A 26914-nucleotide genomic window follows, 5' to 3' on the forward strand; every position below is an offset into this window, starting at 1 on the left:
GGGTTGCTGGCGTGTGCAGTAAGCGTATAGGACTGGGCAAAGAAGGTAAATTGGGGCCGAAAAAGGCCAAAACAGGGCTTGGAATTGCGTGCACAAGGGCAATACATTAGCAGTATTCGCCGCCACCTAAGTGGCTGAGGGTATGATAAGATACCCGCCTCTACCCTGCCAGGTCAGCTCTACTAGCTGCGGGGTACCCTCCCCTGTTTCGCTCTGATTCGATAGCTGACCGTCGGGGGTCTATTGCTCTTTTGTCCTACCATTTTTCCGTCCCACATCCCACCCGTATGAAAAGAACGCTCTACAAGTATGCCCAACGAGTCCGTATCCGCAGCTTTGCCCTGCTTTGCGGACTCTTTTTTATGACCCAATTTTCTGCCCGAGCCCAGCAGCAGCTCGTGTGGGAGGAAAACTTCGATGGCACCACCATCAACCCCGGCACCTGGACCTTCGACCAGGGCGACGGCTGCGCCCAGGGGGTGTGCGGTTGGGGCAATAGTGAGTTGGAAACCTATACTAACCGGCCCGAAAATGCCCGCGTGGAAAATGGCAACTTAGTACTAGAAGCCCGCCGGGAGAACTACCAAGGCAAGGCATTCACCTCGGCCCGCCTAAAAACACTGGGCCGCGTGCAATTCAAGTACGGCACGTTGGAAGCTCGTATCAAGGCACCAAACTTGCAAAACGGGCTCTGGCCGGCCTTTTGGCTGCTGGGTGCCAGTGGCACTTGGCCCGCCAGCGGAGAAACCGATATTATGGAAATGGGCTCGGCGGCGGCCATTCAGGCAGGGCTGACCAACCGCCGCCTAGGGGGAGCTACCCACTGGGAAAACGGAGGCACGCACGCCGCCTACGATACGCACTACGACAGCCCCACCGACCTGACTGCCGACTACCACGTGTACCGCATGACCTGGGATAGTCAGTTCATTCGCATGTTCATCGACGGCACCGAGTACTACGCCATCGACATCTCGCGGGCCGATGCAGCCGACCTAGAGGAATTTCATAAGGCACAGTACATTCTGCTAAACTTGGCCGTGGGGGGGCAGTACACCGGCATTTATGCCCCCAGTGATATAACAGCTCCCCTACCCGGCCAAATGCTGGTAGACTACATCCGCCTCTACCAAAGCCCCGGCGACGAACTGTACCTGGGCACCAACAATAGCATTGCCGGCGACTTTGGCATTTACACCGAAAGCTCAACCATTACCAACCGGTTGGTATACGGCTCCGATGCCAACCTCTACATCTGGAACAACCTAACCCCCATTGCCGGCGCGGCGCCCTTCGAGGGCCAGGAAGGCCTGGCCTTGCGTGCCAATGCGGGCGGTTGGTTTGGCTTCGGCATCGACAATCAGGTGAAAAACCTAGTGGCCTTTGCCAACGGCTCCTTGAAGTTCCAGTTTAAAACGTCGTACGCGGGGCAGTTCAAATTCGGCATTAAGTCGGGAGCGGGGGAAAGCTGGGTGGATTTCCCGGCCGGCGTTAGCCGCTACGGGCTAGTGCGCGATGGGCAGTGGCATGAGGTAGTCATTCCCCTGTCGGCGTTTGGCAATGGCGACCTTGCTTCCGTGACCCAGACGTTCATGTTTGCCGGCGACGCCGCCAGCACGCAGGCCGATTTTTACCTGGACAATATCTACTATAGCGGTGGCGTGGCCACCAACCCGGCACCCACCGTCAGCCTAACTTCTCCCGCTACGGAGGCGCTGATTACAACTCCCGCTACCGTTACGCTGAGCGCCAACGCCGCCGATGCCAACGGGTCGGTAACGAAGGTGGAGTTTTACAGTGGCTTCACGCTAATTGGAACGGCTACTACGGCTCCCTACTCGGCTACCTGGGCGGGCGTGGCGCCGGGCGTTTACACCATCACCGCCAAGGCTACCGACAACCAAGGAGTCGTAACAACCTCGGCTCCGATTACGGTATTTGTGGCCGCCCCTAACAACACCCCACCCACGGCTACTCTCACGGCTCCCACCGCCAGCGGCAGCTTTACCACGCCCGCTACCATTACCCTGGCGGCCGATGCAGCCGATGCTGATGGCACCGTGTACAAGGTGGACTTTTACAACGGCACTACGCTTCTCGGCACCGATTTCACTAGCCCATATACCTATATTTGGAGCGGGGTAGCGGCCGGAACCTACTCGCTCACGGCTAGAGTAACGGACAACGGCAAGCTGACCGCCACCTCGGCCCCAGTCAGCGTCACGGTGAAAAGCAATGTGATGGCCGGGCCCAACTTTGGCGTGTACACCGACAATGCGCAGATAAGTGACCGGTTGGTAATAGGTCAGGATGCGAACCTGTACTTGTGGAATAACCTGGCGCCCATCGCATCGCCTACCCCCTACGAGGGCACTAATGTGCTGGCCCTGCGCGCTAATGCGGGCGGCTGGTTTGGCTTTGGTATTGCCAACGACCTAAAGAACCTGGCAGCCTTTGCTAACGGCTCCCTGAAGTTCCACTTCAAAACCTCCTACGCGGGACAGTTTAAGGTAGGCGTGAGCAGCGGCGGCAAAGAAGGATGGGTAGAGTTTCCGGCGGGTAGCACCCAGTATGGCCTCGCTCGCGACGGGCAGTGGCACGAAGTCATCATTCCTCTTCAAGCCTTTGGCACCCTCGACTGGTCGAAGCTGGAACAGGCCTTCATGTTTGCGGGTGATGCCCCCAGTAACCAGACCGATTTCTACATTGACAACATCTACTACAACACCCAGCCCGTGGTGCTGCCCGAGGTAACCTACTGCGCCACCGCCGCCAGTGGCGACTACAGCTATGCTGCTACCACTACCGGCCCCAACGTTACCTTCACATTTCACCCGTTGGGCGCCGTGGCCGGCGGCAACCTAGCCATTCTGTACGTGAACGGCGGGGGCTATACCATGACGAAGAATGGGCTGGGCGACTTCACGTATACCTTGCCCAACCAAACCAGCGGCCAAGTACTGCGGGTATACTTCACTTACCAAGTAGGAGCCGGCGGGGGCGAAAAGAATTCTGCCGCCGCACCGCATACCTACACCGTGGGTACTACATGCGGGGAAGCACCAACGCCTACGCCCCCCGTTGTTACCCTGACTTCTCCCGCCACGGGTGCCAGCTACGCTGCCCCCGCCACCATTACCCTCACTGCCGACGCTACGGATGCAGATGGCGCCATTGGCCAAGTAGCTTTTTACCAAGGCACTACATTACTAGGCACCAGCACCACCACCCCCTATACCTATACCTGGACGGGCGCGCCAGCCGGCACCTACTCGCTCACGGCCAAGGCCACCGACAACGCCGGCCTTACTACCACCTCGGCGGCAATATCCGTGACGGTGGGCGCTACTACCCCCGGCGATGCGGGCGGTTACTGCGGCACGGCCAGCAATGGCGACTACAGTTGGCAGGCCGTGACAAGTGGCTCCAACGTCACGTTCACGTTCCACCCTTTGGGCACGGTAGCCGGCGGTAATCTAGCTATCCTCTATGTAAACGGCCCAGGCTATGGCATGACCAAAAACGCGGCCGGCGACTTCACCTTCACCGTGCCTAACCAAACTAGTGGCGCTACCTTATCCATCTACTTCACCTACCAGGTGGGGCCCGGCGGCCTGGAGCGCAACACAGCGGCCTCTCCACACACGTACACAGTTGGTACCTCCTGCGCTCCTGTCACCGCCAATGCAGCGCCCACAGTTAACCTGACGACGCTACCCCCAATGCGGTAGTTGCGCCAGGTTCTGTAACGCTAACTGCTAGCGCCGCCGATACCGATGGCTCCATTAGCAGCGTAGCGTTTTACGAGGGCACCACGCTGCTAGGCACCGTGCTACTGCCCCCTACAGCTTCACCTGGACGAACGCAAAGGCTGGCACGTATTCAATCACGGCCAAAGCCACCGACAACCAAGGCCTCACTACTACGTCGGCCGCCGTTGCTCTTACAGTAGCGGTACCCGATGCCGACAATGACGGCTACCCCGCCGACCAGGACTGCGACGACAACAACGCGGCGGTGCATCCCGGCACCGTGTTCTACGCAGATGCTGATGGTGATGGATTCGGTAATGCGGTAGCGCCCACGGTTACGGCTTGCCTAGCCCCGGCCGGCTACTCTGCCCAAGCCGGCGACTGCAACGACCAGAATGCAGCCATCAACCCAACAGCAAAAGATGTGTGCGGTGAGGACCGGAACTGCGACGGTAAATTAGACTTACCGGCTCAGGCAGCACCTACTGTAGCCGCGCAGCCTAGCTCTACGGAATACACCGGCGCCGATGCGTACACTTTGTACTTAGGGTACGGGCCGCAAAGCATCCGCCTGACGGCCTCGGCTTCTGTGGCCGCTACCTTCACGTGGAGCGCAAACTTAGCACTGAATGCTACTAGCAGAGCCAGCGTAGTGTTCGCGCCCACCCAGCCCGGCAGCTACCCCCTGACCGTTACGGCCCGCAATGAAGCCGGCTGCACGGCCAGCACCACCGTTACGATTACCGTGCTGGATGCGCGGGGCATCAAGAATACCGACAAAGTGCTGGTCTGCCACGAGGGCAACACGTTGGAAATAGCCTCCCAGGCTGTACCCGCCCACCTCAGCCACGGCGATAAGTTGGGCGGCTGTGGTAGCGTGGCTGCCCGGCCAGCCACGGCGCCCACCCGTACTTCGGCTATACAGCACGCAGCCGTTGAATTCACTACTGCGCCTAACCCAACCCAGGGCCTCACCAGCGTAGAGGCAACTCTTCCCCAGGGCAACTACAGCCTGGCAGTGTACGACCTGAAAGGCTCCCTAGTAAAGCTGCTTAGCACCGGGCAAGCCACCGACCGCCAGCACCTGCGCTTTGAGTGGAATGCCCAAGACTACGCCAATGGCATCTATCTTATTCGGCTTGTTACCAGCCAGGAGGTGCAAACTAAGCGCTTGGTAGTGCAGCACTAAGTAGCTCTCTTCATTTCAACAAAAAGAGTCCCGACCACATGGCCGGGGCTCTTTTTTGTTTCGATATACCAGGTGTCTACTCTAGTATGATGGGGTAGAGCCTACCAACCTACTCTGCGCTAACTAGGCTTCGGCGCGGGCCAGTTCGGGAGTGGTTTGGATTTTCCCCTTCAACTCGGCTAAGATTTCGTACGAGCGGAGGCGGGCGGCGTGGTCATAGATGTGGGCAACAACCATCAGTTCATCAATTTTGGTTTGAGCAACGAAAGCATCCAGCTTGCGGGCAATGGTTTCGGGGCCGCCAATGAACACGTAGGTCATCATCTGCCGCACGGCAGCTTCCTCGTATTCTGTCCAGTACCCTTCCATGGTGGCAATGGGAGCCTGCAAGGGGTGGGTAGTACCCCGAATGATACCCAGCGCAAACATGTAAAACGACGTTGCCAAGCGTTCGGCCTCCTCGTCAGTATCGGCGGCAATAACGTTGACGCAGGCTACGGCGTGGGGCGTGGCCTGCTGGGCCGAGGGTCGGAAGTTTTGCCGGTAGAGCCCCAGCGCTTCGTACAGGTAGGTAGGGGCAAAGTGGCTGGCAAAAGCGAATGGCAAGCCTAGCATGCCTGCCAGCTGAGCACTGTAGGTGCTAGAGCCTAGTAGCCACATGGGAATATCGAGGCCCTCGCCGGGCACGGCACGCACCCGGGCCGTGCGGTTTTCGGCCGAGAGGTAGGTTTGCAGTTCCTGCACATTTTCGGGGAAGTCGTTGGCCGCGCTACGGGCGTCTCGGCGCAGAGCCAGGGCCGTGAGCTGGTCGGTGCCGGGGGCGCGGCCGAGGCCCAGGTCGATGCGGCCGGGGTACAGGGTAGCCAGCGTGCCGAACTGCTCAGCCACTACCAGCGGGGCATGGTTGGGCAGCATAATACCGCCCGAGCCTACCCGGATGGTGGAAGTATGACCTGCTACGTGGCCAATGAGAATAGATGTGGCCGAGCTGGCAATGCTGGCCATGTTATGGTGCTCGGCCAGCCAGTAGCGCTGGTAGCCCCATTGCTCGGCGTGCTGGGCCAGATCTACGGTGTTGCGGAACGTATCGGCTGGGGTGTGGCCCGCCAATATTGCAGCCAAATCCAGCACGGACAAGGGCAGGGTGGCAAGTGATGAACCAGACATGAGGATATGAGTTACGAGGAGGAACTGCTGCCACGGCCGCCGCCCAAACGGTCATTGGGTAGTGCTAGTGGCTCATTGAAAGCAGAAGTCTTAAAAACCGGTGGGGCCCAGGAAAGGTTTATGGCTTGCGGGGTGCGCGGCCCATCCCGTAAGGCTTTGTCACTGGCCGCGCACCTGCTCCTAACTGCTGCACTGCCGATGTGCTGACACCTGCTGGCAAACGGCCCTGGTCCGTCCGCACTTTTCCTGCTCTCAGTTCCGCAGCTTATCTTTCTTCGGTTCTACCCTTTCTTCTATGCAGAATCCGTTCTTCAACCGTGGTTTTCAGCGCAAGCGGCCCGCTCCCACTGGGCATGTGCTCCCTCCTGGCCAGTACGAAACCCAAGATTTTCCTGTGCTCAGTGCTGGCCCTACCCCCCGCATTGCTACAGCCAAGTGGTCGTTTGCCTTGGATGGCTTGGTAGAGACTCCGCAGAAATGGAGCTGGGCCGAGTTCAACGCCCTGCCCCACCAAGACCTAACCGTGGACATCCACTGCGTCACCCAGTGGTCGAAGTTTGGGACTACCTGGCAAGGTGTGAGCCTAGATACCCTTCTGGCCCTGGCTGGCCCCAAACCAGAGGCGCGCTATGTAATGGCCCACTGCTACGGGGGCTACACGACCAACCTTCCCCTGGCCGACCTCACCGGCGGTAAGGCCTTCATTGGGTTGCTCTACGATGGCAAGCCCTTGGCCCCGGAGCACGGCGGCCCGGCCCGCCTGGTAGTACCTCACCTCTACTTCTGGAAAAGTGCCAAGTGGATTCAGCGCCTAGAACTGCTGGCCGACGATGCGCCCGGCTTTTGGGAGCGGGCAGGCTACAGCATGTACGGCGACCCGTGGAAGGAGCAGCGCTACCGCGACGATGATGAGGACCAGGCCGCCGCGGGTCTATGAGTGCCCTACAGTGGCAGCTGGCTACCGTGACGGCGTTGCGCCCAGAAACACCCCGGGTGAAAACCTTCGTGCTGCACCTACCCTACTGGACGCCCCATCGGGCGGGCCAGCACTACACGGTGCGCCTCACCGCCCCCGACGGCTACCAGGCCCAGCGTAGCTATTCGGTGGCATCTCCACCCGAGCAAACCAGCCAAATAGAGCTAACCGTGGAGCTTATTGAGGAAGGAGAAGTATCGGGCTACCTGTTTGAGGGCGTAACAGTGGGCGACCAGCTAGAGGTGCGCGGCCCCATTGGCGGCTACTTTGTGTGGGAAGCCACACCACTAGCTGGACCGCTGCTGCTAGTGGCGGGTGGTTCTGGGGTGGTGCCTCTCATGGCAATGCTGCGCCACCGCCACCGCTCCGGCATTCACAACGCTACCGTGCTGCTGTACAGTGTCCGCACGCCCGATGACGTCATCTTTTATGAGGAGCTAGCTCGCATGGCTGCCGCAGATGCTACGTTCACGCTGCTACTCACCTACACCCGCCACTCCCCCGCCAACTGGTCCGGCTACCAGCGGCGCATTGACGCGGCAATGCTGGCAGAAGCCGTAAAGTTGGCGGGTAGTTCGCCGCAGTGCTTCATTTGTGGCCCCACCAGCTTAGTGGAAACTGCCGCTAGTAGCTTGCAGGCTCAAGGCATACCTCCCGTCAGCATCCGCACGGAGCGGTTTGGGCCTTCCGGCACCTAGGCAGTAAATGTTCGGCAGGGGCTTCCCCTGGGCCGGTGCCCAATTTTGACGACGCTAGCTAGTGACGGACAGATTCCGGAGCGTTTGGGTGCCAGTTCCTGACTATTCCAGGTAGCCCCGTACCCAATAGGCTGCGTAGCCTACCATTTCGTGCACCAAAACACCCCACAGCCGAGGGGCTTCGTCGCTAGGCAGTAGCCAATACGCCAGGGAAAGTTCTCGATCCGTAGAATAAAAGGATGCGGGAAACACGGCCGGCTGCAAACCTACTTTGCGGAAGCACCCCAGGGCCCGCCGCTCATGAAACGCCGACGTGACCAGCACAATGGACTTAATTTCTGGATGCTGAGCTAGCAGGTCTTTGGTGTTGAGGGCGTTTTCGCGCGTGTTGCGGCTACGGGTTTCCAGCAGAATATCCCCCTGGGGCACGCCAGCCAGCCGCAGCAGCTACTTAGCTCCTGGGCCTCAGTGCGGTGCTTAGTACCTCCCAAAGCCCCCGAGCCGCCTGACACGATGATTTTACGGATGTAGCCGGCCCGGTAAAGCCATAGAGTGTGCAGAAGCCGGTCGGCACCCTGTTCTACGTACACCCGGTCGTGGGGCGACTTGTGCCCCTTGGTGATGCCCGTGAGCAAAATGCCGGCATCGTGACGGCCAAGGGCCTGCAACCGTACCGGCGGCATCTCCCAGGCTAGCAGAGCCTCGTTTACCAGGGCCCCATTGGTAAGCACTAGCCCTAGCCCCGCGGCTGACGCCAGCAGCCATTTGCTCCAGCGCGTATGGCGCAGCAAAATAGCCAGCAGTAGCAGCCCCATCAGCCACAGCGTAGGCGACAATACAAAGTCGAGCAGCTTTGATAAAATAAAGAACATAGCCGCGAAACTACGCCACGATTCAGCAAGCGGCCACCCAAAATCGCGAAAAACAGGCCAAGCAGAACACTAACGAAGTTTCTCTCTACGCGAAGCAGCCGCGGGCAGCGGTGCCCCCAACCTGCTGGTGTAGGGAAGCACTGCCGCCCGCGGCTGCCTTGCATTCTGCCTGGGTACGGGGCCTGGTTACTAGGCCGGAACAGGGACCGAATCGGTGCAGGTTTGCAGAGAATCCAGCATGGCTTGCACTTCTTCTTCGGTGTTCAACGTGTTGCATTCCATCAATCGGCCCCGGCAGTAGGTTACGAAGAATGGGGCCACTTTGGTGTCCATGAGCTTGCGAGCTACGGGGTTTTCGTCGGCATCTAAGCGCAGGAAAGCCGTGGTTTGGTACCGCGCATCGGCGGAAAACTTCTCGAAGGGCGGGGCCAGCAACTCGCAAATGGCACAGTTGGCGGAGGTAAACTTGGCGACAACACGGGGGTAATCATGAATCAGGGTGCGCAGTCCCGTGTCGTTGGTATCAATAACTCTCATGTGGTAAGTACTAGGTGGAAAATAGCCGGCTACTCCGCAACCCCGGCTTTCAACTTCTCCGGCAGACAAAAAATCCGCTGCGGAAGATTCCTTCCCACAACGGATTTTTATGTCCTAAAACGGCAAAATACCTTGGTTAGTTATTTTTCAGCATCATCTGCCGAATGTATTTCACGGGTGCACTGCCGTAGCTCAAGAACTGCTCGTGGAAGGTTTTGAGGTCGAATTTGCTGCCCTGTTCCTTCTTCAACTCCTCCCGCAAATCATAGATTTCGGTGGAGCCAGTGAAGTAGCTACTGAGCTGCACTTGGCTGAGCGTGGCGCGGCGCCACTTGTTGCGGGCCTCGGCTTCTTCTTGAAAACCATCACGTTGGAGCATGGCTACTGCCTCCGCCTCCGTAATGGTGCCGGTTTGCACGTCATGGTCGAGGATGGCATTCAGGGTTACGCGCATATTCCACTTATCCCACATCAGCCAGATTTCGTCGGTGTTGCCACCGTAGCCACTTTCCAGCATCATGCGCTCCGTGTACACGGCCCAGCCCTCAATCATCGCGCCGTTGCCAAAAATGGATTTCACCAGCGAAGGGCTCCGGTTGGCGTACACTAACTGAGTGTAGTGGCCGGGAATGGCTTCGTGAATGTTGAGAATCTGTAAGGTATACTGGTTGTACTCCCGCAGGTAGCTTTCCGCCTGAGCCGCCGATTGTCCAGTTAGGGGCTCCACATTATAATAAGTGTTAGCGGCCTTGTCGTACGGGCCGGGAGCCGAAATGCTGGCTCCGGCGCCACTGCCGCGCATGTACAAGGGCGTTTCGCGCACTACTAAGGGCTTGGTAGGGTCCTGCATTAGCAGCTTGTGGTCATCAACCCACTTTACCAGGGTAGGCATTTGGTCTTTTACCGCCTGCACAAAGCCGGCGGGCGTGGCATGTTTTTCCGACAACTTACTGATAACCTGCTTAATCAGGGCTACCGAATCGGCGGGCGGCGTTTGACCGGGAAAATACTTGGGCCAGAGGCGCGCGGCCCGGCGGCCCATGTCGCGGAGCAGTTCCTGCCGGTGCTGCTGTGCTTTGCGGTATACCTCGTCGGCGGAGTAGCTAGACTGAATATCCAAAGCAAATTTGCGGTTGAACAGGGGCTTGCCAATGCGGAAGGAACGGAACTTGCCCGCGGGCAGCACCTCCTGCTGCAGGAAGCGCACGTACCCTTCCATTACCAAGCGAGTAGTGGCAATACGGTCCGTTAGGTCTTTCTTCTCCCGCTCCGTGAGGCCCGATTTTGCCACCGAATCTTGCAGGGCCTTACCAAATACGGCCAGCCCGCCCTGGCTCTGCAGAATAGCCAGGTTGGTATGCTCGCGGGTAGGCTGCGCAATATTCTGCTTGGCGGCCTCATAATAGTCAGCGGCGCGGCTTATTTTGGTGCTAATGGCGCGCAAACGCCGGTCGAGGGGCCAGTAGCGGCCGTTGAGGATTTCTGCTACCGAGGAGCCTAGGTTATAGTTTGCCGGGTTCCACTGCCAGTCGCGCAGGGTATCGGCGTAGAAGCGCGCTGATTCCAGGTAGTTTTGCAGCAGGCGGAAGTCGGTCTGGTTGTTCACCGACAGGTCTTCTACCTTGAAAATTTCCATTTCCTTGCGGCGCCGCGCCAGGGCGGCAGCTTCCGTTTGGCGCCGGCCGGCCGTAGGAATCACCAGCAGCGAATCGTAGCGGTGGTAGCCCTGGGAGGAAGCCCACTCGGGGTTGTAGTACCACAACGAATCGATAAAGCGCTGCTTGTACCGGTCGAAGTCGGCATCTACGGTTTCGGGCGTACCAGAGGTAGGCTTGTTGTTGGAATTGCAGGCGCTAAACGTAGCGAGGCCAACTGCGGCGGCCGCCAGCACCAGCCGAAGCGGGTAGGGATTTGTCATACAAGAATGAATAAATTGCAATTGCCAAGGTAGCGGACAAGGACGCAGCTTGGGACGAAGCGTTGCGGCGCAAGGTACGCTTCCTCAGACCGAGCCCTGCTATTTCGCGGCAGGCTACAGTGGCGCTTGCACGGCTGAACGAGCACCCAGTGCTACGCGGGAGCAAGCCGGCGCTAGGCTCGAAGTGTACTGCATGCGGCAACCTTTATAACCCAGTTTGTACGTTCCGTGGCGGGGGTCTGTATTTATATCCTCATTTTTAGGCAACCAATTGTTGCCTGCTTACGCCTTCTTTTCCCCACTACCCATCCCGCCCCGTGACTCAGCCTACCCTCAGCCGCCGCCATTTCCTCCAAACGCTTAGCATTGGCCTTGCCGGCACTGCCCTACTTGGCTCCTGTGTTCGTACCGGCTTGCCTGGCGATGCCCAGTCATTTTTGGTATATGTGGGCTCGTACGGCCCCGCCGACCAGGATAATATTGTGCTTTACCGCCTAACGCCCAGCACAGGGGCACTTATCCGGGTGGCCGGGGCCAAGGGTGGGGCCAGCCCCTCCTACCTTACAGTAGATGCCCAGCATCGGCACCTGTATGCTGTAAATGAGGTCGACAACTTTCAAGGCACACCCAATGGAGGCGTCAGCGCCTTTGCCATCGACCAGCAAAGCGGGGGGCTCACGCTGTTAAACCAGCAAGCATCGGCCGGCACTATTCCTTGCTTTATCAGCCTCGATAAATCCGGCCGGCATGCCTTGGTGGCTAACTACGGTAATGGTACGGTGGGCGCCTTGCCTATTCGGCCCGATGGGCAGCTCCTCCCCGCCTCGTCCGCTGACCAGCACACGGGCCGCGGGCCTCATAAAAACCAGGCGAATGCCCGCGCCCATTGCATGCTGGCCGACCCCGCGGGCAAGTACTTTTTCGCCGTAGATTTGGGTACCGATACGGTGTACGGCTACACCCTCGACGCTACCTCGGGCAGCTTGCAGCGCCAACCTACCCCAGCTTTTCAAGCCAAGCCCGGGGCAGGCCCGCGTATTCTTACGTTTCATCCAACCAAGCCGCTAGCCTACCTCATCAACGAGCTAAACTCGACCATGACGGCGCTGGCCTACGATGCCGGCAAGGGCCGCTTCACCGAAATCCAAACGCTGACCACCTTGCCCGCTGACTTTAGCGAGTGGAATGCCTGCGCCGATGTGCACGTATCTCCCAACGGGAAGTTTCTCTACGGCTCCAACCGGGGCCACAACAGCCTGGTCGTGTATGCTATTGACGGGAGCAGCGGCCGCCTGACACTGGTGGAGCACGTGAAGCTACCCGGCAAAACGCCACGCAGCTTTGCCTTCGACCCCACGGGCCGGGTAGTGTTGGTAGCGCATCAGCAGTCCAATACCATTGTTACGTACTTCGCCGATGCGCGCACTGGCCGCCTCACGCCCACTAGCCACAGCGTGGAGTTGACCGCGCCAGTATGCGTGCAGGTTTACTCCGATTTTCTGCGCCGCTGAGCCGTAGCCACGTGCCCAACGGTACTGTTTCGGCTGGCCCGGCGTTTGCTACCTAGCGCGCACCCCGAGGCTAGCACCGGCGTTGGCGCGGAGACATTAGCTCCTTATTTAGTATGAAACGCTTTCGTGGCTTAGCCGTGCTAGCCCTACTCCCCTTTTCTCTCCACGCCCAGCAGTCGGGCTCGGTGCGCCGCCTTGATGAAAGCAACGGGTTCCGGGGCTTACACTTTGGCGCGCCCCTAACCGAAGCCCTGCATCTAAAGCTCATTCAGGACCGCGGCGACGAGAAGATTTACGAGCGCACCGACGAGAACCTGCAGCTAGGCGCTTTCGTGGCAACCCGCATTCACTACAAGTTTTTCCGGGGGCAATTTGCGGCCGTTACAATCATTGTGAAGGGCACTGAGCACGCTCAGCAGGTGCTCCCTACCTTCCAGAACGTGTACGGTCCTGGCAAAATGGAAGGCTTCAGCTGTAAGTGGCAAGGCCAGCAGGTAGCCTTGTCCTGCGCATCCTGGAGCGACGACAACGCCATTCTGGCCATGACGAGTGTAGCGCTGGCTGCCCAAATGAAGCAGGCCCAAGCGACTACAAAGCCCGCCAGCAAGTAAAAACTTTATCTGGGCTACCGGCGGTAGCCTTGCATAGGAAATGCGGGGTCCTCATACGGCGAGAGTACAGGCTCTACTTGGCTGTTTGCCTTGAAGATCATCACTTCCTTGCGCGCTGGGGTGTAGGCCGGCCAGGTTGGGCCAGGCTGGCCGGTTTTGATGAAGTGAGCCCAATAGGCGTGCATGGTGGCGGCCAAGGCCGGGCTAGATGCTTTGGAACGGAGTGGAACCGCGAAGGTAGTGGTAGTGGTGGACGAACTGCCCACCGGTGCATTCCACACGAAGGATAGCTCTTGGGCGTGCATGGGCTGCGTGGTAGCATCGGCGTAGTCGAACCGGTAGAGCCAGGTGGGAATTCCTTGCGCGGCGAGCTGGTTGGCCAAGCGGTAGCTGGCTAGGCGATAGAGGTAGTCCGTAAGCACGGTGTTCCAGGCAACCAGCTCAGGTTGGGTGCGGCGCACCTGCTGATAGGCGGCCCACACGAAGGGGCTGTTGCCGGGGCCGAATACCGCCTGCAGCGCTGCTTCGTTGGGCTCGTGGATGCTTGAGCCGGGCCCACTGAATAGCCGGGCTTCTTCCAGGTTGGTTCCTAGTAACACACGTATTGCTGGTCGAGCTTGGCGCAAGTACTCCAGGGGCGGCATCTTAATTGTCTTACCATCGAGCACCGGCCCAAACACTTGCAAGCCTCCGGCTCCACTGGCAAACCGCGCCTGCGCCCGCACCAGCGAATCGGCGGGGAGTGTGAGCAGGGCGTGAGCATCTGGCTGGTGCAACTCGCGTAGCAATTGCCGCGCAACGGCTCCGGCAGTGGCCGTATCGCGCACGGCCTGCACGGAGCCACTTTCCAAGATAGCTTGCTGAAATAACCCGCGCGCGGCCGGCGCCACGAGCAACCCGCCGACCATCTTTGCCCCCGCCGACTCGCCCATAATGGTTACCCGACTTGGGTCGCCCCCGAAGGCAGCTATGTTCTGGTGCACCCAGCGCAGTGCCGCTACCGCATCCAGCAGGCCACTGTTGCCAGCCTGTGCATACTTGGGCCCCAACTTGCTACCCAGTTCCAAGAATCCAAGGCTACCCAAGCGGTAGTTAATGGTCACGGCCACGAGGGTATCCTGCGCTGCGAAGGTCCAGGCATCATTGTCCTGCCCCGAGCCGCCCGTAAAGGCGCCGCCATGCACCCATACCACCACTGGGCGGGGTCGTTTGGCCGGCGCATTAGGGGCCCACACATTGAGGTATAAGCAGTCCTCCGAGCCTTGCACGCCCGTATCTCCGCCCGTTTGCACAGCTTTTGCCCCAAACTGCACAGTTTGCAAGGTAGCTTTATGACGCTTCAGGGGCTGGGGCGGCTTGAAACGCAGCTTCCCTACCGGCGGCTGCGCGTATGGAACGCCCCGAAACACCTGCAACTGCCCCTCCCAAACGCCCTGAATACGCCCTTGTCGCGTTTTCACCACAGGTGGGGAGCCTTTGGCCTCGCTTTGCGCCATTACCGACGATAGGTGTCCTGCCAGCAACAACAGTAGGATGGGCTTTATCAGGTAACTAGCTGGTTGGGCCATATGAAGAGGGTAGAAAAGCAGCGGCAGAATGTTCTTAGTCGCGAGTGTTCTGAATGATACAGTGGTTGCGCACCGGGCCTAGCGTGCTAGCAATGTGGCACATTGGCTGGCAATTTCTAGCTCCTCGTTGGTTGGCACTACTAGTACTTTCACGCGGGCATTCGGCTGGCTGATTTCGCGGATACCGGGGCGGCGCTGCTTGTTTTCTTCCTCGTTTAGCTCAATGCCTAAAAAGCCCAGCCCTTCGCAGGCTTTACTGCGTACTAGGACGTCGTTTTCTCCTACTCCCGCCGTAAATACTACCGCATCTAGCCCACCTAGTACAGCCGCGTAGGCCCCAATGTATTTGCGAATGCGGTAGGCGTATAAGTCGTAAGCTAGGGCGGCGCTGGCATTTCCCTGCTCTATTGCCTTGGTAATGTCGCGCATGTCGCTAAGGCCGGTTAGCCCGAGCATGCCGCTTTCCTTGTTTACCAGAGCACTAATTTGCTCGGCAGAGTACCCTAGTTGCCCCATGAGGTGCAACACCACGGAGGGGTCAAGGTCGCCGGTGCGGGTGCCCATCACTAGGCCACTCAAGGGTCCAAAGCCCATGCTGGTATCCAGGCAGCGGCCATTGTGGACGGCTGCGGCGCTGCAGCCATTGCCCAAGTGCAGCGTAATCAGGCGCGTTTCGGGCTGGCCCAAGTAGGCGGTTGCCTGGGCGGCTACGTACTGGTGGCTTGTGCCGTGAAAACCATACACACGAATGCGTTCTTCCGTGTACAGCTTCTCCGGCAAAGCGTAGCGAAAGGCTTTTTCGGGTAGGGTTTGGTGAAAGGCCGTGTCGAACACAGCAATCTGTCGGGCCTGGGGGAAAATGCGTTCAGCCACCTCTATCCCCAGCAGGTTGGCCGGGTTGTGTAAGGGTGCCAGCGCAAACAGCCGGCGAATTTCCGCCTTCACTTCATCGTTTACTTCGGTAGTAGCGGCAAAGCTTTCCCCGCCGTGCACTACCCGGTGTCCTACTACCTGCACTTCTGCGGGGTCTTGCAGCACTCCCTGTTCGGCGTCCGTCAGCAGGGCTACTACTTCCCGCAAGCCGGCTTCATGGTCGGGTAGCGCCAGGGTTCGTTGAATTTCTTGAGGCGTGCCCGTAGTGAATACCTTGTGGGTGATAGTAGCATTTGAATACCCAATGCGTTCTACCAAACCACTGCATACGGGCTGCTGATTGGGCCACCGGAAAAGCTGGTATTTGATGGAGCTACTACCTGAGTTGACAACGAAAATATTCATGTGGTGCGGGTACCGAAGAAGAAATTAAATTGAAGGAAAAGCAGAATTACCCTTCCAAATAAGAAAGATGAGAAACAGACATCAGGCAGCTAGCTGTTTGCTGCCTGATGTCTGTTTCCCTTCCCAGTCAGACCTACTGACTCTGGATGGCGGTGATGATAACAGTGTTGTACACGTCCTCGACGGTGCAGCCACGGCTGAGGTCATTTACGGGCTTGTTCAGGCCTTGCAGCACCGGGCCGATAGCTAGAGCGCCGGTTTCGCGCTGCACGGCTTTATAGGTGTTGTTGCCCGTGTTCAAATCGGGAAAAATGAGGACGCTGGCCTGACCGGCTACTTCCGAATCGGGCAATTTCTGGCGTCCCACAATGGGGTCTACAGCCGCGTCGTACTGAATGGGACCATCTACCTTCAAATCGGGGCGCAACTGCCGAACCAGCTCCGTGGCTTGGCGCACCTTCTCCACATCAGCCCCCGCCCCCGACGTGCCGGAGGAGTACGAGAGCATGGCAATGCGCGGCTCAATGCCAAAAGCTTGGCTGCTTTCAGCCGAGGAAATGGCAATTTCGGCGAGCTGCTCGGCCGTGGGGTTGGGGTTCACGGCGCAGTCGCCGAACACGGCCACCCGGTCGGGCAGGCACATGAAGAACACCGACGACACTACCGATACACCAGGCTTGGTTTTGATGAACTGCAAGGCCGGCCGGATGGTGTGCTGGGTGGTGTGCACCGCCCCCGACACCATCCCATCGGCGTGGCCCTGTTGCACCATCATACTACCAAAGTACGACACGTCGCGCATCATGTCGCGGGCCATATCCTCGTTCACGCCCTTGCTTTTGCGCAGCTCGTAGAAGGCCTGCACGTAGTCGGGGTAGTAATTAGAATGCACGGGGTCAATCACTTGCAGATGCTTGCCAATGGGCAGGTGCAAACCCAGGCGCTTGGCAGAAGCGGCCACCTCCTGGGGGTTGCCCAGAATAGTTAGGTCTACAATATCTTGATGCAGCAGCAAGTCGGCGGCCCGCAGAATACGGTCGTCGTTGCCTTCGGGAAGCACAATGTGCTTGCGTTTGCGCTTAGCCCATTGCAGCAGCCGGTACTGAAACATGTGGGGCGTAATACCTTCGGGTTGGTAGCTCACCATGCGTTCCTGCAAGGCCCGCACATCCACGTAGCGCTCAAACGTTTGGATGGCCAGCTGAATCCGCTGCGGATTATCGGGCGAAATGCGCGACTTAATGGCGCCTACCCGGGTACTGGTCTCGAAGGTGCCGGTGGGCACCGCCAAGATGGGTACTACCGTTTGCAGGCCTTCGATGAGGCGCCGTACGGGTTCTTCCGGCTCGGAGCCGGCCGTGAGAACAATGCCAGCCACGCGGGGGTAGCTGGCCGAAAGGTTAGCTTGCAAGGCGCCAATAATAATGTCGCCCCGGTCGCCGGGAGTTACAATAAGAACGTTTTCCTTGAGATAATTCAGGAAGTTGGGCAGTTGCATGGCCCCGATAACGTAGTTATCAACTTGGTTACCCAGTTCTGCTTCGCCGAGCAGTAGCTTGCCGCCCAAGGCTTCGTGGATTTCGCGCATGGTGGGTTGCAGCAGGTTGATATCCTCCGGAATAACGGCCAGCAGTACTTCCTCCGGCAGTTGGGTTCGGAGCAGTTCTCGTACGTCCTGCACCTGGGCGGCCGGAATGCGGTTGGCTACTGCCGCCAGCACTTGCACCTCCCGGGCCTCAAAACTGCGCAACACCGTGAGTACGGTGCTTACAATCTGGGCTGTGGTTTTTCCTTCCCCCGTTACCACCATCAGCACGGGCACACCCAAGTTTTTGGCGATGGATACATTGGCGTCGAATTCAAAGGCGGCACCAGGCCCTACAAAGTCGCTACCTTCTACTACGGTAAAATCGTAGCGCTCTTCCAGTTGCTTATACTTGTGAATGACGGTGTCAATCAGCTCGCCCTGGGCATCAGCCTCTAGCAGGCGCAGGGCTTCGGGGCGAGTGTAGGCATAGGTATCTTCGTAGGCCAGCGGGAGCTTAAAGTGACTTAGGATAGTGGTGATATGCGGGTCCCGCGGCTGGTCGCCGGCAATGATGGGCTTGAAATAGCCCACTTTCTGCGCTTGGCCGAGGAGCAGATTCACTAGCCCCAGGGCCAGCACTGATTTGCCGCTATACGGCTCGGCGGAAGCAATGAAAACAGTTTTGGTCATACCGAAGCGGAGTAAAAAGCCTGGCTACAAGCAGTAGCTGGCACTTTCGGGGTGGAGTGGTGCTAGTGCCTACGCAGCCAGCCCCTGCAAGGATAGGGCTCTTTCGTGAAGGAGGCGCCACCACAGGCTTACTTAGCGGCCATTCCTGACAAGAATCAGCTAATGCCCGGTTGGTCGGGCCAGCGGCAAGCTTGGGCCAGGGCACACTCGCGTCCAACTAGGTAAGGTTCTTGCCTACGTTGCTTCTACTACCTTCGTCGTGGATAAAAAGTATCTCCTATCGTATGCGCCGCCTCTCTCCCTTACTCTTCCCCGGTCTGCTACTCAGCCTCACTACACTGGGCTGCTCGCAAAACCAGCCCGAAACTACTCGATCCCCAGCCCCCGCCCACGATAGCCCACCGGCAATTCCAGTAACGACAAGTGGGGTAGTGGCGCAAACTGCCGGCCGCTTCCCCGAAACATTTGAAGCGGCCGAAAAAGGCGCCTACGCTACCGCCGACGAAACGCTAGGCTCAGGTTCTTGGCATTTTGAGGATGCCCTCATTGGGTCGGCCGACCAGGACCACAAGAACGGGCAGCACGCGGCCCGCCTGCGTGGGCAGGGCCGACTGCGCATGAATTTCGACGCCCCGGCTGGCGTGCAGACCATTCGTATTTCAAGTGCCGTGTATGGCACCGACCCCGCTAGTACCTGGGAGCTATGGGGCAGCCTTGACGCGGGGCGCACGTTCCGGCGAATTGGGCAGCCCGTGCGGGCCCAGGGTCCCCGCCTAGTGGTTACTACCTTCCAAGGAGGCTCCCCCGGCCCCATTCGCCTCGAAATCCGCAAGACCGACGGCGGGAAAGGCCGCCTAAACATCGACGATATTATCCTGGAAACAACCCGCGGCAGCGCAGTAGCGGGTGGTAGCCGAGTAAGTGGCTCCAGCGCTGGATCTGCCCCGGCAACTAGCCTCCCGCCCGCCACCACGGCCCAAGCGGAAGCGGTAGTTACGGGCCGCGACGACAACATGGCCCTGGGCAACCCAAGTGGGGCGACTGCAACGTAGCAACTCCCACGAACTACTTGCTGGTAAAGCCTCAGTTCACCATTGGCTACAATGCCCAGCGCGGCACTCCTACCTGGGTGAGCTGGCACCTAAACCGCGCCTGGATGGGCACGGCCCCGCGCCAGGACGACTTCCGCCCCGACCCCGCGTTGCCCCGCCAGTTTTACCAGGTTACGCGCAACTCTTACTCGGGCTCGGGCTTCGACAAAGGACACAATTGCCCCTCCGCCGACCGTACCACTGACCTCGACGATAACTCGGCCACGTTCCTGATGACGAACATGATTCCGCAGGCGGGCAATAATAACCAGCGCACCTGGAGCGGCTTAGAAGAATGGACCGTGACCAAGTGCGGCAAGGCAAGGAGGTATACGTCATCATGGGCAGCTATGGCAAGGGCGGCACTGGCCAAAACGGCCGCTTCACTACCATCGACCAGGGCCGCGTAACGGTGCCAGCCCGCGTTTGGAAAGTGCTAGTAATTCTTCCCGAAGGCTCCAATGATCTGCAACGAATTGCCACCGGTCAGGCCCGCATCCTCGCCGTTGATACTCCCAACGACCAATCGGTAAGCCCCGACTGGAGCCAATACCGGGTGAGCGTAGATGCTATTGAAGCCGCCTCCGGTCTGGATTTGCTGAGCAAAATTCCGCTGGCAGCGCAAGACCGCCTAGAGGCCCAGGTAGACACTGGCTCCACTCGGTAGAGTACACAGGCTACCTAACCGCTGGCTGCTGGCATGCTCCCAAGTAAGTTTGCTTAGTCTTGTGCGGGCGCAAAACAGAGGGCCTGCTTGCTGCTGAGCATAACGGGGTTTGGTTAGCCTTATCACACCAGCCACGCAACTGCCTACCGCATAGAACCTCGTCATAACACCAGACCAATAGACGCGTACATACGCGGCGTTGGTAGCTTTAGCATCCCAAATTTTACCGACCTTTGCGGAGCGCATTCCCACTGCGCCTCTTGCTAGTTTTCTCACGTTACCTCCCACCCATCATGCCCTAGCCGGGGTATGATGGGTCTTTTTTTGACCTTACTCGTTTAGTCGTGCTTTCTATGCTGACCTCAACCCTTTCTTCTCCCCTATTGCGACCTCGGCGCACCTACCGCATTGCCGTGAGTGCCACATTTCTGCTACAGGGCTTATGCTTTTCTACCTGGGCGGCGCGCATTCCTACTATGCAGCAGCAACTTGGCCTTTCCGATACCGAATTAGGCGGCGTGCTGCTCGCGGTGCCCGTGGGCTCTATGGCCTCGCTGCCGCTATCGGGGTGGTTGGTGGCCCGCTACGGTAGTCGGCAGCTTACGGTGCTGGGTCTGCTCTTATACGCAGCTTTTCTTCCGCTGCTGGGCTTAGCTACCACTACTCCGCAGCTTATGGGGGCCTTGGTGCTGTTTGGACTGGCTAGCAACATGGCTAACATCAGCGTGAATACTCAGGCAGTGGGCGTAGAAGCCATTTATGGCAAATCCATTATGGCTAGCTTTCATGGGCTATGGAGCCTAGCTGGCTTTGCGGGAGCGGCCATTGGCACGTTTATGATTGCTCACTCTATTGCGCCGCTGCCTCACTTCTTGCTGATGGCTGCGGTGGTTATTACGGGCGTGCTGCTAGCCCGCCCTTACCTGCTGCCGGCCGATGCCCCGCGCGAGGCTGATGCCCCCATCTTTGTATTACCAGACAAGTCCTTGCTTCTGCTGGGGGTGCTGGCGTTCTGCTCCCTGCTCTGCGAGGTACTATGTTCGATTGGAGCGGGGTATACTTCCGCAAGGTTATTCAGGCCGATCAGGACTTCGTAGGAGTTGGGTTTTCTGCTTTCATGAGTACCATGGCAGCGGGTCGCTTTGTAGCCGACTGGTTCACGGAGCGTTTCGGGCGGAAACGCACGCTAGTATATAGTGGGCTACTGGAAGCAACGGGCCTGCTACTGGCCGTCCTGCTTCCAACTCTGGTGCCAGCTACCGTTGGCTTCATGCTCGTGGGTATTGGCGTATCGTCGGTGGTGCCGCTGGTGTACGGAGCCGCCGGGCGCTCGAAAACTATGTCGCCGGGGGTGGCATTGGCGGCGGTATCAACGGTAGGGTTTGCCGGTTTCTTACTGGGGCCGCCCGTTATTGGGCTCGTGGCAGGCGCTACTAGCCTGCGGGTTTCCTTTGCCCTGATAGCCCTGATGGGCCTGGCCGTAGCGGCCTTGGCCCGCCGTTCGGGCGTGGAATAAGCTAGGGTAGCAAGCAACGCGGGGATGCTGAACCACGGTTCGGCATCCCCGTTTATATTCTCATAGCTCTATGTTTGTACTGTGCTGCCGGTTTATCTGTGCTCAGTCCCACGATGTAGTTTCCTAATCCGCCGCCTATGCCTACTCCAGCCCAAGACATCGAGAATATTTACACTCCGCGCCAGCAATACATACTGCTGATAACGTGTCTAGTAGGGCTGGCCGTACTCATTTTTGTGGGGTTGGGCGGCTACATTACGGCCTTTCTGGGAGCCGGAATCTTGTTTGTAGTTTTCCGGCCGTGGTTTGTAGGGCTTGTGCACCAGCGGGGCTGGAACCGTCAGGTAGTAACGATTGGACTGCTGGTATTTGCGTTTGTGGTCATCATCCTGCCGTTCACAGCTCTTAGCTTGATGTTGGTAGACCGCATTAGAATATACGGGCAGGACACCACCCAGATTATGGCCGTGCTGCACAAAATAGAGCAAAAAACCGGCTACACCTTCACCAATGAGCAAAGCGTACGCACGTTGCTCCAGCAGGCCGTGGGTTGGCTCAGTCAACGTTTGCCCTCCCTGGCTACTGGTCTGCTGCATTTCACCGTCATCATTGGCCTAATGCTGTTCACCCTGTACTTCATGTTCACGCAGGAAGAGGGGTTTCTGCGCGGCTTGCGGCGCTACCTACCGTTCCGCCCTAGCACTTTGCACGAGCTAGGCGACTCGCTAAAAAACAACGTGAATGCCAATGTGCTAGGCCAGGTACTCATTGCGCTGGTGCAGGCCGTCCTCACGGGTATTACTCTCCACATCTTTGGCGTGCCTGACTCTACTTTTTGGGGTGTAGTGGCCTTCTTTATGGCCTTCATACCGGTACTGGGCACCCCATTGGTCTGGGGGCCGGCCGCCATTCTAAAACTGGCACAAAATCACACCGGTCAGGGCATTGGTATTCTTGTGGTAGGTTTGGTCGTTATCATGAATATCGATAACCTGTTGCGCATTTTGCTGGCGAGACGGTTGGGCAACATCCACCCTCTTATCACGCTAGCGGGAGTAGTGTTGGGCGTGAATATCTTCGGTATTTTAGGCCTGGTGCTGGGGCCACTGCTGCTCTCCTACTTTATCGTGCTCATCAAAGTATTTGAGCGGGAGAACCGGATTCGTCAACGCTCCCGGCTACATAAATCCAGCGCAGGTGGCCTATTCCCTCCTGCTACTTAGCCGCGCCCGGGTAGTGCTTAGCTGTGCATGTGATCCTACAAGCCCCAGGCCCCACCTTGCATGCCAAGGTGGCTGCTTGTAGGCTATTAGAACCACTATTGCTTAGGTTTCCGTCAACACGGTTTTGAAGCCGGCTAGCTTACCGCCCTCGCCTTCGCCCAACACTAGTACAGGAACCTGGGGGCCGGTACCTAGTCGGTACACCTGCACTCCGTTTAGCTCCTGCTTCAAATACATTTGCAGCGCCTTAAATCGGTTGGCTAGGGCAGGGTCACCCAGCACACCGTTGTCGGCGGTATGGTTGCGCAGGAAGTAAGTAAGCTCTTGTTTTTCAACGGCAGTACCAGCCGGCACACCAGCTAGTTCCGCTATTGTGGCATCGGTGAGGCCAGTGCCCGGAGCGGAGTAGCTCACGGCTTGCAGCGGCGCATCCGACTCACTCAAGTAGTGTAGTCCGCTGGTGAGTTCCTGCAGTTGTTGCAACGTGGCATCAGCCGCCCCACTGCTGGCGGTTACGTTGTTGGCTTCCGTAGTTTCCCGCCCCCCTTTCGTATCCTCGGCAGCTCTACCAGCAGCTGGCTGATCTGAGCCAGCGGGCACTTGGGCCCCAATGGCTGCAGCTAGCTGGTTCATACGCTGCTCAGCTACCTTGATCTTCGGGTTGGCAAAGTTCATGTCCGACACGTGATTCATCGGAATAAGATGAATGTGCGCGTGGGGCACTTCTAAGCCAATAACGGCTACTCCAATGCGCTTACACGTTACGGCTGCTTTCACCCCCTTTGCCACACGCTGAGCAAACTGGTGCAAGGCGGCCAGCTCGGCTGGTGGCAGGTCGAAGATATAGTCAACTTCCTTTTTGGGAATCACGAGTGTGTGGCCTTCCACAAGCGGCGTGATGTCCAGAAAAGCCAGGTGGTGCTCATCTTCGGCAACTTTATAGGCGGGCAACTCGCCAGCTACTATTCGGGAAAAAATAGAAGGCATTGGGCTGTGAAAAAAGGTAGTGGGTGAGGTAGAGAACTAGGACACGACGACGCACCGTTCGTCGGCGTCCCAAAGTACGTGGCAAAACGGAAAAGGGCGAAGCCCCTGGCTTCGCCCTTTTAAAAGCGCCTTAATATGCACTTCGCGAGAATGGTACTACCGGCTGATTTCCAGAATCTGAAACTGCAGCTTTCCGGCGGGCACGGTAATTTCGGCCGTGTCGCCGGCCGACTTACCCAGTAGCCCCTTACCGATGGGCGACTTCACCGAGATTTTACCGGCGGCCAGGTTAGCTTCTTCCTCCGCTACCAAGGTGTAGTCGAGCACCATGTTATTTTTCAGGTTCTTCAGCTTCACTTTGCTCATGATGAGCACTTTGCTGGTGTCCAGGTTCGACTCGTCGAGCAGACGGGCGTTGCCTACAATTTCTTCCAGCTTAGAGATTTTCAATTCCAGCAGACCCTGCGCTTCCTTGGCCGCGTCGTACTCGGCGTTTTCGCTCAGGTCGCCTTTGTCGCGGGCTTCGCGTAAGTCATCGGCAGCTTTGGCACGGCCCCGGATTTTGAGGTCCTGCAGCTCGTCCTTCAGCTTCTGAAGACCTTCCGGAGTATAATAGTTGATGGTAGCCATGGTAGGGTGATGTAAGCTCAAAAAACAAGGAGAACGGCCAGCATGGCTGGCCGTTCTCCCCGAACAGGTTTAGGCAAATATACGAAATACAAAGAAATAATGCGCGGACCAGGCCCGACGAGGTGCCGCTGTTGACTTACCCTTACCGGGCTAAAAACTCCCGTATCTTACGCGCCAGCACTTCATTAATACGCGCGTAACTCTGGAAGCTCCACCCGCCCACGTGAGGAGTGAGCACCACATTGGGCGCCGCCCGCAGGTAATCGAAACGAGCCTGCTGCTCAGGAAGTAGCGTGGCCAGTTTTTCGTTTTCAAGCACATCGAGGGCGGCCCCGCGCACCTGCCCGTTTTGTAAGCCTTCCACCAAAGCGGCGTGGTTGAGAACTTCGCCCCGGGCCGTATTTAAGAGCCACAATGGATTACGAAAACCCGTCAGAAACTCGTGGTTGACGAAGTGGTGGTTGGCAGGCGAATACGGAATATGAATACTCAGCACCTCAGCCCGTGCTTGCAGCTCCGGTAAGCTCACTAGGGTAGCATGGTGGTTGCTCTCCACCCCCGAATCATGGTCGTAGGCTAGCACCGTGCAGTCAAATGCTTGTAGGCGCTTGGCAAAAGCCTTGCCCATGTGCCCATACCCTAACAACCCAATGGTTTTACCGCCAATTTCCTCGCCCCGATTGGCTTCACGGTGCCATGCTTCGGCGCGTACTTCCCCATCGGCGCGCACGATGTTACGGAACAAGGCTAGGAGCAAGCCCACGGCAAACTCCCCTACCGCGTCGCGGTTGCCTTCGGGGGCGTTAAGTAGCGTCACCCCAGCCGCAGCCAAGGCTTCTTCGTCGATGTTATCAACGCCCGCGCCTGCCCGGCCCACATAGCGCAAGTGCGGTCCGTGGGCAAGCAGTTGGGTCGTAATCCGGAGTTTAGAACGCACAAGCAACCCCTCGTACGGATGGGCGGCCAAGGCGGCGGGCACTTCGGCCGCTTTCAGGTCGGGGCGGTAGTGAAGTTCGATTCCTAGCGGCTGCAAGTACTCCGGCAGGCTAGGGTGCATGTCGTCGATGACGAGGCAGAGGGACATTTTGCGGTTGATCGATGGAGGTTAGGTGAAAGGTTGAATCACCAAAGGACCGATAAAGTTTTCTATTGAGTTCTTGTCGGGTCAGAGGGTTACTAGTTGCTGCTTGCACTACGGCATTCTTTTGGGTCGCGCAGTCAAGTAGAAAATAACTACCCAGCTCGGCCTTCTGTACTAAGAGGCATCCCTTGCGTACTGTGAAAGAATCAACGGAAGCGAGTACAGGCTGGGGTGAGCAAAGCCAGCACTCCTTGACTCCTAGCGTAGTGCAGCCTTCGTAATCCGTTCTGACGTAGTAGTTCTCTGCGTCAGCGAGTGGCTTCCACGAACCATCGTCAATGGTGCTGTACTCGATTAACACATAGTAGCTACCAAAGGCAACTAACAAAACAAGCAGGACAGTCAGTGCCGGACGCATCACAAGTGCTAGGCTTTTGCCTCCTGCACTCGGTTTGTCAAGCCCACAAAATCTTCCACGCTGAGCTGCTCGGCCCGTTTGTCGAAAATGGGGTCGGTGGTAGCTTCCGCTGGCATTCCGAAGGGCTTGAGGGCGTTGCGCAGGGTTTTGCGGCGGGTTTGGAAACCTTGCTTCACTACTTGGAAGAATAGTTTCTCGTCGCAGGCCAGCTGCTCGGTTGTGTTGCGAGTGAGGCGAATGACAGCCGACTGTACCTTGGGCGGCGGGCTGAACACGTGCGGAGGCACCGTGAACAGGTAGTCAATAGTATAGAAAGCTTGCAACAGCACGCTCAGGATGCCATACGTCTTGGTGCCCGGACCTTCGGCTAGGCGATCAGCTACTTCCTTCTGAATCATACCCACGCACTCCCGTACCTGCTGGCGGTGGGCAAGCACCTGAAAGTATATCTGGCTGCTAATATTATAGGGAAAGTTGCCGATGATGCTCAGCGGCTGTCCGTCGTAGAGCTTGCCCAGATCCATCTTCAAAAAGTCCTGGGAATAGATGCGTCCGTTCAGAGCTGGGAAGTGCTTTTCCAGATACTCCACCGACTCCCGGTCAATTTCTACTACCGATGTGCGGTACCCAGGGTGCTGAAGAAGCGTTTGGGTGAGTACTCCCATGCCCGGACCAATTTCCAGCACTTCCTGCACCCCATCGGGTAGGCGCAGGGCCTCCACAATGTTGCGGGCAATGTTGGGGTCGGTGAGAAAGTGCTGCCCGAGGTGTTTTTTGGCTTTGACGGAATCCATGTTGGCGAAGTAAGTGCGCGAGGTGAAAGCACGGCGTGAGGTGGCAGATACCGGCAGCTTGGCTAGAAAACTGAAAAGCCGGACCTCCTTCGTGAAGCATTTGAACGTAGCTAAGAAGCGCTATCGGAAGAACATCCGTGGCGTTTCTCTGTACTCACTTCTTCAAAAGGCCTACCTTCACGCCCAAAGATACACCGGCGGCAGCCGTTTCC

General features: G+C 58.1%; 22 protein-coding genes and 2 pseudogenes. 12 read left to right on the forward strand and 12 right to left on the reverse strand.

What is annotated here, in order from left to right; all coding sequences use genetic code 11:
* Positions 1-362: 362 nt before the first annotated feature.
* The 3 genes and pseudogenes from VI25_RS28300 to VI25_RS05070 all read left to right on the forward strand — a co-directional run bounded on the left by VI25_RS28300 (position 363) and on the right by VI25_RS05070 (position 4941).
* The gene (locus tag VI25_RS28300; protein WP_072144753.1) at positions 363-3731 is read left to right on the forward strand and encodes an Ig-like domain-containing protein; all 3369 of its coding nucleotides are present in this window, start codon (positions 363-365) and stop codon (positions 3729-3731) included.
* Positions 3732-3772: 41 nt separating this feature from the next.
* Positions 3773-3952: pseudogene (locus VI25_RS28810) on the forward strand (hypothetical protein); the annotation flags it as partial.
* A complete protein-coding gene (locus tag VI25_RS05070) occupies positions 3886-4941 on the forward strand; it encodes a T9SS type A sorting domain-containing protein (protein WP_262489922.1) in 1056 nt (351 codons plus the stop codon). The pseudogene VI25_RS28810 and the gene VI25_RS05070, both read left to right, overlap by 67 nt.
* 123 nt (positions 4942-5064) lie before the next feature.
* On the opposite strand, the gene VI25_RS05075 is transcribed toward VI25_RS05070, so the two are convergent.
* The gene (locus tag VI25_RS05075) at positions 5065-6108 is read right to left on the reverse strand and encodes an LLM class flavin-dependent oxidoreductase (RefSeq protein WP_045688549.1); all 1044 of its coding nucleotides are present in this window, start codon (positions 6106-6108) and stop codon (positions 5065-5067) included.
* A 295-nt stretch (positions 6109-6403) separates the two neighbouring features.
* On the opposite strand from VI25_RS05075, the gene VI25_RS05080 reads away from it, so the two are divergent.
* Both VI25_RS05080 and VI25_RS05085 read left to right on the forward strand, forming a co-directional pair.
* Complete coding sequence (locus VI25_RS05080; RefSeq protein WP_045688548.1) at positions 6404-7045, forward strand: sulfite oxidase-like oxidoreductase; 642 nt, start codon at positions 6404-6406, stop codon at positions 7043-7045.
* Entirely contained in the window at positions 7042-7782 is a 741-nt protein-coding gene (locus VI25_RS05085) for a ferredoxin reductase (RefSeq protein ID WP_045688547.1), read from the forward strand. Before VI25_RS05080 ends, VI25_RS05085 begins: the two co-directional genes overlap by 4 nt.
* Positions 7783-7884: 102 nt before the next feature.
* Here the strand turns inward: VI25_RS05085 and VI25_RS23930 are convergent, their stop codons facing one another.
* The 4 genes from VI25_RS23930 to VI25_RS05105 form a co-directional block, all read right to left on the reverse strand.
* Positions 7885-8211: a YdcF family protein gene (locus VI25_RS23930; protein WP_161806877.1), complete on the reverse strand. Its 327-nt coding sequence runs from the start codon at positions 8209-8211 to the stop codon at positions 7885-7887.
* Positions 8133-8654: a hypothetical protein gene (locus VI25_RS05095; protein ID WP_052695203.1), complete on the reverse strand. Its 522-nt coding sequence runs from the start codon at positions 8652-8654 to the stop codon at positions 8133-8135. The genes VI25_RS23930 and VI25_RS05095 overlap by 79 nt, the downstream gene beginning before the upstream one ends.
* Before the next feature lie 189 nt (positions 8655-8843).
* Positions 8844-9191, reverse strand: a complete 348-nt coding sequence (locus tag VI25_RS05100; RefSeq protein WP_045688546.1) for a thioredoxin family protein — start codon at positions 9189-9191, stop codon at positions 8844-8846.
* A 136-nt stretch (positions 9192-9327) separates the two neighbouring features.
* Positions 9328-11109 (reverse strand): DUF885 domain-containing protein, encoded by a 1782-nt coding sequence (locus tag VI25_RS05105; RefSeq protein ID WP_082455400.1) that lies wholly within the window; start codon positions 11107-11109, stop codon positions 9328-9330.
* Positions 11110-11426: 317 nt separating this feature from the next.
* Between VI25_RS05105 and VI25_RS05110 the strand changes: the two genes are divergently transcribed.
* Positions 11427-12620 carry a lactonase family protein gene (locus VI25_RS05110; RefSeq protein WP_045688545.1) on the forward strand — a complete coding sequence of 398 codons (1194 nt, stop codon included), beginning with the start codon at positions 11427-11429 and terminating at the stop codon, positions 12618-12620.
* A 113-nt stretch (positions 12621-12733) separates the two neighbouring features.
* Positions 12734-13231 carry a hypothetical protein gene (locus VI25_RS05115; protein WP_045688544.1) on the forward strand — a complete coding sequence of 166 codons (498 nt, stop codon included), beginning with the start codon at positions 12734-12736 and terminating at the stop codon, positions 13229-13231.
* A 14-nt stretch (positions 13232-13245) separates the two neighbouring features.
* On the opposite strand, the gene VI25_RS05120 is transcribed toward VI25_RS05115, so the two are convergent.
* The 3 genes from VI25_RS05120 to pta form a co-directional block, all read right to left on the reverse strand.
* Positions 13246-14799, reverse strand: a complete 1554-nt coding sequence (locus tag VI25_RS05120; RefSeq protein WP_052695202.1) for a carboxylesterase/lipase family protein — start codon at positions 14797-14799, stop codon at positions 13246-13248.
* A gap of 78 nt (positions 14800-14877) precedes the next feature.
* Complete coding sequence (locus VI25_RS05125) at positions 14878-16077, reverse strand: acetate/propionate family kinase (RefSeq protein ID WP_045688543.1); 1200 nt, start codon at positions 16075-16077, stop codon at positions 14878-14880.
* A 133-nt stretch (positions 16078-16210) separates the two neighbouring features.
* The gene (pta, locus tag VI25_RS05130; RefSeq protein WP_045688542.1) at positions 16211-18295 is read right to left on the reverse strand and encodes a phosphate acetyltransferase; all 2085 of its coding nucleotides are present in this window, start codon (positions 18293-18295) and stop codon (positions 16211-16213) included.
* Between the two features lie 284 nt (positions 18296-18579).
* Between pta and VI25_RS26510 the strand changes: the two genes are divergently transcribed.
* From VI25_RS26510 to VI25_RS05150, 5 genes and pseudogenes are all read left to right on the forward strand, one after another.
* Positions 18580-19347 (forward strand): hypothetical protein, encoded by a 768-nt coding sequence (locus VI25_RS26510; protein ID WP_052695201.1) that lies wholly within the window; start codon positions 18580-18582, stop codon positions 19345-19347.
* A 17-nt stretch (positions 19348-19364) separates the two neighbouring features.
* A pseudogene (locus tag VI25_RS23935) lies at positions 19365-20053 on the forward strand (DNA/RNA non-specific endonuclease).
* A 353-nt stretch (positions 20054-20406) separates the two neighbouring features.
* Complete coding sequence (locus VI25_RS26515) at positions 20407-21150, forward strand: MFS transporter (protein ID WP_236704892.1); 744 nt, start codon at positions 20407-20409, stop codon at positions 21148-21150.
* Entirely contained in the window at positions 21090-21569 is a 480-nt protein-coding gene (locus tag VI25_RS26520; protein WP_236704893.1) for an MFS transporter, read from the forward strand. The genes VI25_RS26515 and VI25_RS26520 overlap by 61 nt, the downstream gene beginning before the upstream one ends.
* A 137-nt stretch (positions 21570-21706) precedes the next feature.
* Positions 21707-22792 (forward strand): AI-2E family transporter, encoded by a 1086-nt coding sequence (locus VI25_RS05150; RefSeq protein WP_082455402.1) that lies wholly within the window; start codon positions 21707-21709, stop codon positions 22790-22792.
* A 102-nt stretch (positions 22793-22894) separates the two neighbouring features.
* Here VI25_RS05150 and VI25_RS28305 read toward each other — a convergent pair whose 3' ends face one another.
* The 4 genes from VI25_RS28305 to rsmA form a co-directional block, all read right to left on the reverse strand.
* On the reverse strand, positions 22895-23779 hold the full coding sequence (locus VI25_RS28305) for a nuclease A inhibitor family protein (RefSeq protein WP_072144755.1): 885 nt from the start codon (positions 23777-23779) through the stop codon (positions 22895-22897).
* Positions 23780-23935: 156 nt separating this feature from the next.
* The gene (gene greA, locus VI25_RS05160) at positions 23936-24409 is read right to left on the reverse strand and encodes a transcription elongation factor GreA (RefSeq protein WP_045688540.1); all 474 of its coding nucleotides are present in this window, start codon (positions 24407-24409) and stop codon (positions 23936-23938) included.
* 142 nt (positions 24410-24551) lie between these two features.
* Positions 24552-25493: an NAD(P)-dependent oxidoreductase gene (locus tag VI25_RS05165; protein WP_045688539.1), complete on the reverse strand. Its 942-nt coding sequence runs from the start codon at positions 25491-25493 to the stop codon at positions 24552-24554.
* A 423-nt stretch (positions 25494-25916) separates the two neighbouring features.
* Entirely contained in the window at positions 25917-26702 is a 786-nt protein-coding gene (rsmA, locus tag VI25_RS05170) for a 16S rRNA (adenine(1518)-N(6)/adenine(1519)-N(6))-dimethyltransferase RsmA (protein WP_045688538.1), read from the reverse strand.
* Positions 26703-26914: the final 212 nt, after the last annotated feature.

Source organism: Hymenobacter sp. AT01-02, from assembly GCF_000961955.2.
GTDB lineage: Bacteria > Bacteroidota > Bacteroidia > Cytophagales > Hymenobacteraceae > Hymenobacter > Hymenobacter mucosus.